We start from the raw sequence: 14960 nt of genomic DNA, 5'->3' as shown, positions 1-14960 counted from the left end.
TTTTACTATAGCTATCTTTGCTGTAGCAAATGCATAATCAACGATTGCCATATCTGGTTCACGCTATTGCCCATAACAGTGATGAACAGGCTTTTGAGGAGCTTTTCAGGATATATTACCCTGCATTGCTTTCGTATACGGCTTCTTTGTTAAAAGATAGCTATGTTGCAGAAGAAATATGCGGGGATGTGTTATTCAATCTTTGGCAAAATCGCAAGACGCTGCCCACCATAAAGAATCTTTCTCATTATCTATATATATCAGCCAAACATGCTGCTATCAGCTATACAAGGAGCAGGGGATATAAAGAATCGCAAAAGAATACAGCCCTTGGTGATGTAGGAGAAACCTTAGCCTATGAACTGGGTAATCACGAGTTGAAGCTCATCAATAAAGAAACATTACAGGAAATCAATACGGCTATTAATGAATTGCCAGACCGATGCCGGCTTATTTTTAAGCTGATCAAAGAAGACGGACTTAAATACGCAGAGGTAGCCCAACTATTGGAAATTTCTGTGAAAACCGTTGAAAATCAAATGAGCATTGCGGTCAAAAAACTATCGGCTATTCTGGATCGTGTTCTTAAAGGCTATAAAAGAAGCGTTTCCTGATCTCTTTTATTTTTTTCAAAAAAATATTATTTTTTCTTGGGGGTATTGCTTACCCGTTTGCGTCTATACTAATAACTCAAGGTTCTACACGTGCACAATGAAAGGCTTATATACTTATTGATAAAAAAGCAATCCGGTGAAACAACGCTGGAAGAGCAGCTTGAGTTATCAGATCTTACAAAGAATAGTGAGTACAGCGGGTTATTGGTTGAGGGAATGAACGAAGTGTTGAATAGTTCCCTTAGTTATCCATCGGAGACCAGGGGCGGCTCTGTTAATAAGGCCCTCGATAAAATCCGGGAAAGAATTAAGACATCGGAACCGGTTCCTTTAGCAGCGAAATCCAGGCCCGTTAGGGTTTATTTAGCGGTTGCAGCTTCAGTTATTTTGGTGCTGGGATGTACATTTTTTTACTGGATGCAGTCCGGAGTGCCGGCAGGACATGCTGCTAATATCGTAGTGACAAAGAAGGGCTCTAAAACCAACCTGGTGTTGCCGGATGGAACCAAAGTATGGATCAACGCCGATTCCAGACTGTCTTATGATAAGGAGTTCGGCATTAATAGAAGAGAAGTATATCTGACAGGCGAGGCTTATTTCGATGTGGTGAAAGATAAGAAAAGGCCGTTTATTGTGCATACGGATAATATCGAAGTGAAGGTACTGGGAACGGCATTTAATGTGCGGGCTTATGATGATGAGAAAAATATACAAACAACCTTGTTAAGAGGTTCAATAGAAGTGTTACTAAAAGATAATAATAAAACACTTTTGTTGGCTCCCAACGAAAAAATGATTGTGCGTAACACTGCAGCTCAATCGCATCTGAAAAAAATGCCTGAAGGAGGTTTGCCTGAAATAGAGCTGTTGAAATTGGCCCCCCGCAAAATAGACTCTTTGTCTGTTGAAACGGAATGGACGCATAACCGCCTGGTGTTTGAACAGGAGAAATTGACTGATATTATTCCGGTTTTGGAAAGATGGTATAACATAACCATTGAGCTTAAAAATAAGCAGGATGCCGGTGTATTATACCGGGGTAAATTTGAGAATGACTCTCTCGAAGACGTACTGGAGTCTTTAAAAATGATCGGGAATTTTAGTTATACGATCCAGAAAGATAAAGTTGTGATTTATTAAACTAACGCATTGCTCACTTCAATAAAATAAAGCCATTATGAACAAATAAAAATCCGACATATAATATAAAGAGCGAAAAATGTTGGAACCATCTTTCGCCCTGAAAAAGACAAAAAGCTGTTGGAACCAGCTATTTATTTATCTTAAACCATTTGCAATATATGAAAAAATATGCTTGCAGGGGACTTTCTTGTCCGTCCCGATCGCTTGTAAAATACTTGTTATTAATGAAGTTGGTTGTTTTTATTATCTTACTTTCCTCATTCCAGGCTATAGCTTTTGATGCTGCTTCGCAACAAAGGATCAACCTGGATGTGAAAAGCCTTTCCATACCGCAGATCATAGAGAAAATAGAAAAAGATTACAAGTACCGGTTTGTTTATAATCCTGAGCTGAAATACAGCAATGTAAAGCTGGACTTATATGCCCGGAATGCCACACTGGACTACGTGATGCAAAACATGCTGAAAGCCACTACATTTTCTTATAAAAAAATAAATAAAGGGTTGGTGGTTATCATCGGTAAACCGGGAGAAATGATGAGTATATCGGTTGAAGGTAAAATAACAGATCCGGCAGGTAATCCTTTATCTGGAGTGAGTGTTGCAGAAAAGGGTACTACTAACGGTGTATTAAGCGGTGAAGACGGTAGCTATAAGATCACGGTAAAAGATGAAAACGCTGTATTAACTTTTTCTATAGTCGGTTATAGCGCCATCGATGTTTCAGTAAAAGATAACAATTATTCGCAGGTAACACTTTACCCCGCTGAAAATAAAATGGATGAGGTGGTAGTGATTGGTTATGGTACTGCGAAAAGAAAAGATCTTACCGGCGCTGTGTCGAGTGTAAAAGCAGATGATATTGTTCGTTCACCCGCACACAATGCTATGGAAGCATTGCAAGGCCAGGTGCCGGGATTGGATATTGTACGTAATTCGGGGAAAGCAACCTCTGGTGTAACTATGAATATCCGCGGTAAAAGATCTTTATCCACTGCCAAAGATGAATATGGTAATTTAATTGCGAACAACCCTTTAGTGATCATTGATGGAGTACAGGGCGGAAACATTACGGACATTCCACCCCAGGAGATTGAATCCATTGATGTAATGAAAGATGCATCGTCAACTGCTATCTATGGTTCGCAGGGAGCCAATGGGGTAATTATCGTAACCACCAAAAGAGCTAAATCCGGCAAAGCCAAGATATCTTACAACGGCTACGTAGGGGTGAATGGCTGGGCTCAGTACCCCAAGATGCGAATGGGAGAAGACTATATAAAATTACGGAGGGAGGCAGCTAAAACAACCGGGCAGTGGTCTTCTCCTGATGATGATCAGACACTATTTACTCCAGAAGAGTGGACGGCAATACAAAACAATGAGTGGATAGACTGGGTGGACCAGGTAGTTCATAATGGAATGGTTCAAAATCATCAGGTGAGCGTATCCGGCGGTGGAGAAAAAACATCCGCTTTATTGTCTGCGGGTTATTACAAAGAAAAAGGGTCACTTAAAGACGACCTGTTAAGTAAGTATAATCTGAGAACTGCGGTTGACCACAGCTTTACAAATGTTTTTAAGGCCGGTGCCTCGATGAACCTTACACATTATGCCGGTTATGAAAGAGCCGAAAACGTTCTATGGCGCGCCGCAACCAATGAGCCGCTCGGAAAGGTATTTGATGAAAACGGGCAGCTTGTTTTATGGCCCGTAGGGCGCAGTGCCAAGGTAAACCCTCTTGCCGATGAGGCAACGGAATACACCGCTAAACACCAACGTTTAACCACTAATATTCTGGCCAACGGATATGCTGAACTAAAACCGCTCAAAGGATTGTCCCTGCGCTCTAATCTCGGAACTAACTTTAGCTTTCGCCGAAACTCAGATTTTGAAGATGCTACATCTATAGACAGGGCTCAGGATGGACTTGCAGGCGCCTTAGCTTCTGTTTTGGCAAGTGATAAGACTTTTATTACCTGGGATAATATTCTAAGTTATACGACAAAAGTAAACGATCATACCTTCGCTTTTACAGGGTTGACATCGTGGACGCAGTCGAAATTCCGGAGCAGCTACAGCGAGGGCTCCGGTCAGTTAATTCCTGAACAGCTTTGGCATAACCTCGAAGCGAATGCAAAGTCTTCCTATGTAATCCAGTCCGATTATATTCAAAGTCAGACTTTTTCTTATGCAGCCAGGCTGAATTACAATTACCTGGGTAAATATCTTGTTACGGTTTCTAACAGGTGGGATGGAGCCTCGAGGTTGGCTGAAGGGCATAAATGGGCAGCTTTTCCCTCGGCGGCTTTTGCGTGGAGGGTAATTGATGAGAACTGGTTTGAAAATGCTAAAAATCTCAACGAGTTAAAATTCCGGCTTAGCTGGGGCATGACGGGTAATTCGGGAATCAGTGAGTATGGTACGCAGTCTTACCTCAATTCGCTATCTAACTCTGCATTCCAGGATTACGGATACTCTTATTATGTGTTCAATCCATTTCTGGGTAATGTAGACCTGGGATGGGAAAGATCGGCTGCAACTAATATCGGTTTAGATTTCGGTTTCTTTAGCAACAGGATTTCCGGAAGTGTTGATTTTTACAATACCAAAACTACAGATTTACTTTTGCCCAGAACGCTTCCAACTTCTTTGGGAAGTGGCAATAATACGCCGTTCAAGATCTATCAGAATATAGGATCAACTAACAACAAGGGTGTTGAAGTAAATATAAATACCGTAAATATTAGAAAGCAACGTTTTAATTGGCAATCTAATATAACGTTCGCTTATAATAAGGAAAAGATTGTCGACCTTATTGATGGTCGGGATATTATCGGTGCCTCTTCCAGGTCTACGGAAAGTCTTCTGATCGGCAGGCCGTTGACCAGCTTTTATACTTTCAAGCGACTGGGTATATGGCAGCTGGATGAAGCTGAGGAGGCCGCAAAATATTTTAAAGACGCCGGAAAAACGCAGCCCTTTAAACCAGGCGACATAAAGCTGGCTGACCTGAATGGCGATTTTATCATCGATGAAACCAATGATGTGCAGTACATTGGTACAACCTCTCCTCGCTGGACAGCAGGTTTGAACAATACATTCCGTTATAAAAATATTGATCTGACGGTTTATATTCTTAGCAGGTGGGGACACATGATGACCTACGATTTTACCGGCGCGTATGATCCTTCCGGGAAAGGAAATCAGCCTGCCTATTTGGATTATTGGACACCGGAAAACCCTACCAATGATTTTCCTCGTCCCGACAGAACTAACTTTTACAACTACCTTGGCTACCAGGCTTTAAATTATATTGATGCATCTTATATAAAGCTTAAAACAATTGCGTTGGGATACAGCTTCCCCGCACCGGTGGTCAGTAAATGGGGGATGTCAGACTTGCGCGTTTATGCTTCGGCAAATAATCTTTTTACATATTCCAGAAGCCACTTTGTAAAGAATTATGATCCTGAAAGAGGGGGCTCTGCCAAATCTCCGTTACAACGTCAGTTTGTACTGGGACTTAATGTTAGTTTATAATACCGGCCAGGTACAGCCGGATATCTGGCTGCATCAGGGGATTGATTTGCAAAGGATGAAAATTTTATCGGAATTTATAGCTGTCTCCATTTAAAAGAACAGTACTTCTTTGATGGACTTTTTATAGAATTCCTTATACTCAAAAAATATAATAATATTTATATGAAAAGTTTTACTCACTTTTTTCCAAAAATAAAACTGGTGCACTTTTGGTGTATAGCGCTTTTGTGTTCCTGCAGTTTGAAAGAGTACAACCCGGGCGGAACAACCGCCGATGTCGTATTTGCCAGTCAGCAGGGAATGAATGGGCTCGTTAACGCCGCCTATGTAAATTATGGCGGACAATTTTATGGCCGTGAAGATATTGTAATGTTAACAGAGGGGGGGACAGATTTGTGGATCAATATCGCCAATAGTGGTTATGGACGTCAAATGACCAAATATGAAGAGCTAACTGCCAGCACAGGACAAATAAGAAATACCTGGAACCGTCTTTATGAAATCATTAATTACTGTAATACCGGTATAGAAAGGATCGATAATGTGGTTTACAGCTCCGCCGAAGAGAAGAAATCGCGTAAAGGGGAACTACATTTTTTAAGGGCCTATACCTACTGGCATATAGTTGAGATGTATGGAGGCGTGGATTTGAGAACCACTGAAACCAAAACAGCCGTATTAACAGCGCAACGTAGTCCGGTAGCTGCTTTTTATGACCTCATGATACAGGATGTGAATGCAGCGATAGAAAATCTTCCGGTAGATCCTTATCCGGTAACAGATATTGGCAGGGCCACGCTAAAAGCGGCATATGGCTTAAAAGCACGTATTGCTCTTACAAGGGTTGCTTATGAGTCGTCACCTGCAGAAAAAGACAAATATTATCAGATAGCCAGAGATGCTGCTATGTATGTGATCAATAACCAGGCAAGCCTTAAAATCTCATTATACAATACTCCGGCAGAGGTATTTGCACCGGCAAATAACAAAACAAATAAAGAAGCGCTTTTTGTAGTAACACATTCTACCATTTCTTCACTCAACCCGCAACCGAATAATCCCAACCGGCTTCATATGTGGTATAAAGCCAAATACTCAGCAAAAGCTGGTATGGTACAGGATTTCAACTATGGTAACGACAATAATGCCCGGTCGGGAAGTATGTGCCTGATGCCCACACGCCACCTGCTCGAATTGTATAATGATGAGATAGATGCAAGATACAAGGCCTGGTTCAGGGAAGAGTATTATCTTAACAAGGCAAGCTATTCGTGGACATCAGATGATCTGGCTGCATTCGAAAAACCCTCCAGCATGATAGGAACGTCAATCGCCTCAGGGCAACTGGCTTTACTATACACCAAGAAAAAGATAGCGGATAAACGGAACAAGCCTTATGCTGTAGTAGATATTGATGATATATATACAGGCGACAGGGTTTCTTCTAATGCAAGGTTTAATATCTGCTTTCCGGCTTTAACTAAATTTGACGATCCAAACCTGCCTACGGCTAATTCAAGCTTCGGAACCAAGGATGTAATTACAATGCGTTTACCCGAAATGTACTTTATTGCCGCCGAGTGCGAATTGCTGATGTCGGGCGGTTCCAAAGCAAAAGCAACTGAATTAATTAATGTTATCAGGAAAAGGTCGGCGCTTGCAGGCAAAGAAAATGACATGTTAATTACGGAATCGCAGCTTACCTATGATTTTCTGTTGGAAGAAAAAGGAAGGGAGTTGTGTGGTGAGCATTTAAGATGGTTCGATTTGAAAAGAGCTGGTAAGCTATTTGATTACGTAAAGGCATTTAATAAAGACATCCCACTGATCCAAACCTTTCATACACTGAGACCCATACCGCAGATGTTCATGGATGCGATTACCAATGCTGCGGAATTTGGACAAAATGCTGGGTATTAGAAATCAGTGTCCGGTCTGATGATTTATCCAGACCGCTCTTGAAAATTACCGTTCCAGCAAAATGTTAGCCTGTATGCACTTTTATTAATATCAACTGTGCGGTGGTCAAAAAAATGATAAGAATGAAATTAAAATTTTGCTTGGGCTTCGCCATTCTTTTAAGCGCGGCTCATTTAAAAGGTCAAAGCAATATAAAAGCGAATACCAGGGCTCAACCTAAAATTATAGTGGGTATGATGGTTGATCAGATGCGTTGGGACTATTTATACAAATTCAGGGACCGGTATACGGATGGTGGATTCAAAAGATTGCTCAGGGATGGCTTTTCCTGCGAAAACACGCATATCGACTATTCACCTACCATTACAGCTTGTGGTCATACCAGCGTGTATACAGGATCGGTTCCGGCTATACACGGTATTATTGGTAATTCCTGGTACGACAAAAGCCTGGGGCGGAACGTGGGTTGTGTAGATGATAAAGAGGTACAACTGGTGGGTACATTAAGATCTGCTGAAGGGCAATCGCCGCGTCAGAATCTTGCTACAACCATAACAGACCAGTTGCGTATTGCCACAAATTTTAAGAGCAGAACGGTAGGCGTAGCAATCAAAGACCGGGCTTCCATTTTACCGGCAGGACATACTGCTACCGGGGCATTTTGGTATGAAGGAGATGAAGGACGCTTTGTGACCAGCACTTTTTATATGGACAAGCTGCCGGATTGGGCAGTTAAGTTTAACCAGCAAAAAATAGTAGATCGTTACTATAAAAATAACTGGAACACATTGTATCCCATCAGCACTTATGCATTAAGTACTGCTGATGATAAAGGGTACGAGGGCACTGCAAACGGAGAGGCGAAACCCGTTTTTCCACATCAGCTAACGCAGTTTGCCGGGAAAAATTACAATGCCGTAAAAACAACACCCTACGGTAACACGCTGACTTTTGAATTTGCAAAAGCTGCTATCGAAGGGTATAACCTGGGTGGTGAAACCGTTACCGATTTTTTAGCAGTTAGTTTTTCCAGCCCAGATGCTATAGGTCATACTTATGGCCCCAATTCGATTGAAATGGAGGATAATTACCTTAGGCTTGATAAAGAGCTCGCGTCTTTTTTCAAATATCTGGACGATAAGTTTGGTAAGGGTAATTATCTGTATTTTATTACTGCAGATCATGGCGTAGCTGAATCACCGGGCTTTTATATGGAGAATAGGATGCCATCAGGGGCGGTGTCGGATAAAGAGGTGTACAAGCTTGTTACAACGGCACTGCAGGAAAAGTTTGATGTAAAAGATGCGGTCCTTGCCATCAGCAATTCACAGATCTATATCAATTGGGACGCATTTAAAAGCAAATCATTCGAAAGGAAAAGTATAACCGATGTTATTGTATCAGCTTTACGGCCCATACGGGGAATTGCGCGTGTGCAGCCTTCCGATGATTTATCCGGGGCATCTTTACCCGGACTGCCCAAGACCATGCTGATAAACGGTTTTAATGCCAGGCGGAGTGGCGACTATATGATCATTTTACAACCTACCTGGGTGATGGGAGGTGTTAAGGGTGCCACTCATGGTACCTGGTATACTTATGACACTCATATTCCTTTGGTTTGGATGGGATGGAGCATAAAGCCTGGCTTCACCAACAGGAAAACCGGAATGACCGCTATTGCTCCTACAATTGCAGCTCTTTTACATATACAGGCGCCCAGTGGGTGCATTGGCGAGGCGATCACAGAAGTTACGGATAGATAACGGTAAAATTAAAAAGAACCCTGGAGTAAGGGCTCATAATTTTAATTGACAAAAGCTTGTGGTTTGTGCATTAAAGTGTTATATTTGGTAACGTTTACATTTTTCAACGATTGTTCTCATGCCGAAAACTATTTCATCCGGTTTAAAGGAGGTAGCGCGCCGTGCTGCTGTATCTATCGCCACTGTATCAAGGGTGATCAATGCAGACCCCAAGGTAAAGGGAGAGACAGCCTTAGCTGTGCAGAAGGCCATCAAAGAGTTGGGTTACCGACCCAACCGGGTAGCGCAACGCCTGCGAGCAACAACAGCCCGGCGGCGCCTGGTGGGACTTTTAATACCCGATATACAAAACCCGTATTATGTAGATATAATCAGGGGAGTGGAAGAGTTCGCTTACAGCCAGAACACAACGGTGATCATCGGGAATTTTTCCCAGGATCCTACCAAGGAAGAATTATATATTGATATTTTGCGGAGTGAGTCAGTGGATGGTTTGATTGTAGCCACTACGCCGGTTACAGAGGAAAAAGTAGAGCAATTAATAGAAGATGGTATTCCCGTTGTTTGTATTGACCGGGGGTTGAAAAGCCTGAAAGCTGATGTAGTGAAAACAGATAATGAACTGGGTGCTATCATGGCAACAGAGCATTTAATCAGCCTTGGCCATCAGCGCATTGCCCATATTGCTGGTGATATGGAGATTCCCACTACTCACGAACGTATTGCAGGTTATAAGGCAGCTTTAAAGAAACATAAGCTAAAGATCGACCCCTCACTTATCCTCAGCAGAAAATCTGATTATGAAAGTGGGGTAGCGCTCACGGAAAAGATACTGGCGCCCAAAAGCAGGCCCACCGCAATTTTTACGGCGAATAACCTGCTGACACTGGGTGCGCTGGAAACTTTGCACCGGCATAAGGTTAAGATTCCAAAGGAGGTAGCTATAGTTGGGTTTGATGATGTTTATTGGGCCACCTCGCTGAATCCTGCTTTAACGGCTGTAAAACAATTCGGCTACGAAATGGGACAGCAGGCAGCTGAGCTTCTATATAAACGATTGTCCAGTCCGCAGGCCCCGCCGGCAAGTCTTATTATAAAGCCCGAATTGATGGTTAGAAAATCATGTGGCACACGTTGATTTTTTTTAACCATTTATGTAAACGTTTACACGATTGAATAATTTGTCATTAATAATTGTAAAGCATATGAAATATCTACACTTTTTTAGAAAAGCATTACTGTTATTGCTGTGTTTTGGCTCCCTTGCGGCTATAGCCCAGGAAAGAACGGTGACGGGCCAGGTGCTCGATGAAACGAGCGGACAGCCTTTGGCCGGGGCCAACATAGTGATAAAAGGTACCAATCAGAATATTCCCGTTGCGTCAGACGGACAATTTACATTCAAGGTGGCTAATGCCAGTACTGTTTTAATGGTTAGTTATGTCGGGTATGTAACAAAGGAAGTAAACGTTAGCGGGGAAACCAGTTTGAATATCCTTCTGGCTAGCACCAGCGGCAATCTTAATGAAGTGGTGGTAATAGGTTACGGTACCCAAAGAAAGAAATCGATCACGGGGTCGGTGGCTTCAGTTAATTACGACCAGTTTAAAGATCGCTCCTTCAGCAATGTGGTACAGTCGCTTACGGGTACAGTTCCCGGAGTGAATATATCCCAGTCACAGGGCGCGCCCGGCGCGGCGCCGGTCATTCAGATCAGGGGCATTAGCTCCATTACGGCCGGCACGAACCCTTTGTTTGTAGTTGATGGTGTACCACTCGAGGATTTTAATATGAATATGATCAACCCGCAGGATATTCAGTCAGTAGAAATATTAAAGGATGCTTCGTCCGCGGCTATCTACGGCTCCAGAGGCGCGAACGGCGTAGTAATGGTTACCACTAAGTTAGGTAAGCCGGGTAAAGCCATTGTTACCGCTGGTTTCGAATACGGCATTCAAAAAGTAACACGCCAGATCGATATGATGGATGCACAGCAATGGATCCGCTATTTTGTAGCTGCCAAAAATAATGCCTGGGTGGATCTGAATCCTGCAGTCAATAAGGCCACAGATCCTAATAGCGCCCGCGGCAGCTCTACCCTATATAAGATACCTGAAGAGTTTATCAACAGCCCTGAGCAGTTTGGCACAGGTACTAATTGGCAGGATGTGATGTTCAGAACAGCACCCATGGCTAACGCGCAGTTGTCTGTATCAGGTGGTACCGACAAAACCCAGTACCTGTTCTCTGCCGGTTTACTCAACCAGGATGCGGTGCTGGATCAGAATTATTATCGCAGATTGGCTTTGAGATCCAATATCCGTCAAAAACTGTCGGAGAAAATATCCGTTGGCTTAAACCTGAGTTTAACAGGCATCCATGACAGGACAGATGGTGTTGACGGAAAGAGTGATGTGATTAGCCTGGCTTTGCAAAGTGATCCCATTTTTCCTATATACAATGAAAATGGAAACCTGGGGATTGTAGATCCTAATTCGGTGTGGAACCGTTATCTGCAGTATAACCCTGTAAATCTTTGGCATCCTTATGCTACCACCAGGTTTACCAATAAAAAGAATAAGGCTTATAACACCTTTGCTTTAGGATATCTTGAATATAATATTATTGAAGGCCTGAAATTTAAGTCGAGCCTGAGTGCTAATGTCTCTAATAACTCATACAATTATTACCGGTTCAAAAACCAGGGATATGGTTATAACCAGGACCTGGCAACTTCAACTGCAACTGCCAGTGCCGGCAATAAGCTAAACTGGCTTTGGGAAAACACAGCCACATATGATTTCTCTGTAGCCGAACATAATTTCAACGTGTTGGCGGGTTATACCTCTCAAAAAGAACGTACCGAATTTCAATCGCTGACAGCAGCTAATTTCCCTAACGACCTGGTACAAACAATAAACGCAGGTACGGTTACCGGCGGTACTTCTACAGCAACCGAATGGGCGATACAAAGTTATCTGGGAAGGGTAAACTATAACTTCCGTAATAAGTATTTTTTATCGGCCAGTATACGTCGCGACGGCAGTTCAAGGTTTAGCCGCAATAATCAATGGGGTTACTTTCCATCGGTTTCGGCGGGATGGGTGATATCTGACGAAAACTTTTTGAAAGAAGCAGGTGCATTGAATCTTTTAAAACTGAAAGCGAGCTATGGTAGCGTGGGTAATAACCAGATACCCAACTATGGTGCTATTGGCTTGCTGGGAGGCGTGAACTATGTATCGAATGGAAATATTATAGCAGGTTTAAAGCCGATCACCCTGGATAATTCTGGTTTGCGTTGGGAGAAAACTAACCAGGCCAACATTGGCATTGATATAGCTTTTTTAAAGAACAGGCTTTCTGCTACTATCGAGGTGTATCGGTCCATTACACAGGATATGTTGTTAAATGTGCCCATACCTGATATTACTGGCTTCTCAAGCCAATTGACCAATATTGGTAAAATGCGCAACACGGGTTTAGAAGTACTGGTATCATCCAAGAATATACAACGGGAATTTACCTGGGCTACGGATGTAAACTTTAGCCTGAACAGGAATAAGGTATTGCAGCTGGGCCCCGGCAATGCGCCTATTTATTATACCGATTGGGAAACTACCGTACGCACGGCTGTTGGCTCACCCATCTCAGATTTCTATGGCTATGTATTTAACGGCGTTTATAATAACGCAACTGAAATACAGAATAGTCCTCACGAAGCCACTACCAGACCCGGCGATCCGGTTATAGTGGATGTTAATGGAGATGGTAAGATCACAACTGATGACAGAACGGTTATAGGAAACAATCAGGCCAGGTTTATTGCGGGCATTACCAATCGCTTTGGATACAAAGGCGTTGAATTGTCTGTTTTACTACAAGGTCGTTACGGGGGAGAAATTGTAAATCAAAATTACCGCTTCCTCGGGTTCTGGAATAGCGGCAGAGGATTATATGCAGGCGCTGCTAACTTCTGGGAATCTGAGCAAAACCCGGGCGATGGCGTTAATCCCCGGCCCTCCGCAAACAGGCGTCCGTTTCAGCAGGGCTTTTCTACACTTTGGGTAGAAGATGCATCTTTTCTCAGGGTAAAGAATATCACTTTGTCTTATAATATCCCGCAAACGGTTCTACGTAAAACACCTTTCAATAATTTAAGGGTATATGTAAACGCCGACAATGTGAAGTTGTTTAGCAAGTATACAGGGTACGACCCGGAGAATACCACCTATAAAGCTACCAATTATAGTTCCGGCACCACGGCCGCTAATACAGGGGTATCCAGTTCTTCTTTGCCATCAGGCTCGATGCTGGGCGTAGATTATGGTTCTTACCCGTTGCCGCTTGTAGTCACTTTTGGTTTGAAAACTTCATTTTAGAAATCTTCAACAACGTTTAAAAAATCAATTATGAAAAGGATACTATGTTTCAATAAAATAGCATTACCGCTGTTGGTTGTTCTTTTTGTCAGTTGTGGAAAATCATTTACTGATCTGGCGCCTATTTCCAATGCCAATACCAATAATTTTTATAAGACAGAAGCCGATTTTGAGTCGGGTATAACCGCCGCCATGAATACCTTGTATGGAGTATATGCGCCGGAAGGCCCGGTTTCCTATACAGGAGAGTTGATGGGTGATAATGCCACTTTGTATATCATAGCGGGTGCGCAAGCAGATAAGCATGCTTTTAGAGACTATGCCATTCAAACTCCCAACACTATGGTATACGCTTTCTGGAGACAGTTTTATAGTGCTTTATTCGCCGTGAATACAGTATTGGATAAACTTCCCGCTGCTACTCAACTGGATGTAGAATACAAAAGAGTAGCCGAAGCAGAAATGCGTTTTTTAAGGGGACTTTACTATTTTAATATGGCTCGCTTGTGGGGAGGAGTTCCGTTAGTAACCAAAGCTGTTGCTGCGCAGGAAGCCTATAGTATTTTGAGGTCTTCTGAGGCGGAAGTGTACAACCTGGTAAAAGCTGATCTGCAATACGCGGTGGATAACCTGCCCGTTTCGGCCAATGTAAAATTAGTGGGTCGTCCAACCAAGGGCGCCGCACAAACTGTATTGGGAGAAGTGTACCTGACACTGGGGGATAAGCAGGCTGCTGCAAGCAATTTACTTGAAGTGTATAATAGTGGACAGTATGCGTTGCAATCCACATTTGCCGGTGTTTGGGGGCCTACGGTTAAAAATACAAAAGAGGCTGTTTTCGAGATTCAATATGCAGCCAATGCTGCCACGGGTACTCATAGTCCTTATCACCAATTCTTTTTTCCAAACGTAAACGCTCTCGGATTTTCGGGTGTAGGTATGAACCAGGTTACTGATGACCTGTATAATGAATATGAATCAGGTGACCCAAGAAGGGATATCACTATAGCGCTGGGTTATCAAAGTGGTGCTACTTTTCTGCAGCAGAAGCATTTCCAGAAATGGGCACATCCCAATGCTGCTATTAACGGTACTACCTTATTAGCCAATAATGATTTTATGGTGTACCGTTTTGCAGATGTATTGTTGATGTTAACTGAAGCCACCGGCGATGTTCAGTACATGAACCAGGTTAGGAGTAGAGTGGGGTTGCCATTATGGGGCACCGCCGGCTACCCTGTAAGCAAATACGGAACCGTGGCGCTGGCCCTTGAGCACGAAGCGCGTATGGAGCTGGCAGGCGAATTTAAAAGATGGTTTTTGCTGAAGCGATTGAATCGGGCGATACCCGTACTTACTGCAAAAGGGAAGCCGGTTACAGAAGAAAAACTGGTACTGCCTATCCCTGATATCGTGCGTTTGCAAAACAGCCAGATTACACAGAATACAGGTTATTAAATCCGGAAAGAAATGGGAATAATTCGTTGAGCAGCAGGGGGAGATGGAATAAATTTCCAAGATGATGGAAATAATTGTTAGATATACAATTTCTCTCCCCATCTGCTTTACCTTAGAAACGCCGAATACCTGGGT

At 42.9% G+C, this 14960-nt stretch carries 8 protein-coding genes; all 8 read left to right on the top strand.

Going from position 1 to position 14960, the window contains the following annotated elements; genetic code table 11:
* Positions 1-44: 44 nt before the first annotated feature.
* The 8 genes from U0035_RS03690 to U0035_RS03655 all read left to right on the top strand — a co-directional run bounded on the left by U0035_RS03690 (position 45) and on the right by U0035_RS03655 (position 14825).
* Positions 45-614 carry an RNA polymerase sigma-70 factor gene (locus U0035_RS03690; RefSeq protein ID WP_162818000.1) on the top strand — a complete coding sequence of 190 codons (570 nt, stop codon included), beginning with the start codon at positions 45-47 and terminating at the stop codon, positions 612-614.
* A 117-nt stretch (positions 615-731) separates the two neighbouring features.
* Positions 732-1754, top strand: coding sequence for a FecR family protein (locus U0035_RS03685; protein ID WP_114792789.1), 1023 nt, complete (start codon positions 732-734; stop codon positions 1752-1754).
* 227 nt (positions 1755-1981) lie between these two features.
* Positions 1982-5299 carry a SusC/RagA family TonB-linked outer membrane protein gene (locus U0035_RS03680; protein WP_211316539.1) on the top strand — a complete coding sequence of 1106 codons (3318 nt, stop codon included), beginning with the start codon at positions 1982-1984 and terminating at the stop codon, positions 5297-5299.
* A gap of 162 nt (positions 5300-5461) precedes the next feature.
* Positions 5462-7219: a RagB/SusD family nutrient uptake outer membrane protein gene (locus U0035_RS03675; RefSeq protein ID WP_114792788.1), complete on the top strand. Its 1758-nt coding sequence runs from the start codon at positions 5462-5464 to the stop codon at positions 7217-7219.
* A 122-nt stretch (positions 7220-7341) separates the two neighbouring features.
* Positions 7342-8985, top strand: a complete 1644-nt coding sequence (gene pafA / locus U0035_RS03670; protein ID WP_114792787.1) for an alkaline phosphatase PafA — start codon at positions 7342-7344, stop codon at positions 8983-8985.
* A 118-nt stretch (positions 8986-9103) separates the two neighbouring features.
* The gene (locus U0035_RS03665; protein WP_114792786.1) at positions 9104-10123 is read left to right on the top strand and encodes a LacI family DNA-binding transcriptional regulator; all 1020 of its coding nucleotides are present in this window, start codon (positions 9104-9106) and stop codon (positions 10121-10123) included.
* A 67-nt stretch (positions 10124-10190) separates the two neighbouring features.
* Entirely contained in the window at positions 10191-13367 is a 3177-nt protein-coding gene (locus U0035_RS03660; protein WP_114792785.1) for a SusC/RagA family TonB-linked outer membrane protein, read from the top strand.
* 30 nt (positions 13368-13397) lie between these two features.
* Positions 13398-14825 (top strand): RagB/SusD family nutrient uptake outer membrane protein, encoded by a 1428-nt coding sequence (locus U0035_RS03655; RefSeq protein ID WP_114792784.1) that lies wholly within the window; start codon positions 13398-13400, stop codon positions 14823-14825.
* Positions 14826-14960: the final 135 nt, after the last annotated feature.

It is taken from the genome of Niabella yanshanensis (assembly GCF_034424215.1).
GTDB classification, from domain to species: domain Bacteria; phylum Bacteroidota; class Bacteroidia; order Chitinophagales; family Chitinophagaceae; genus Niabella; species Niabella yanshanensis.
The sequence above is the reverse complement of the archived record's forward strand: the minus strand, read 5'-3'. Positions and strand labels throughout refer to the sequence as shown.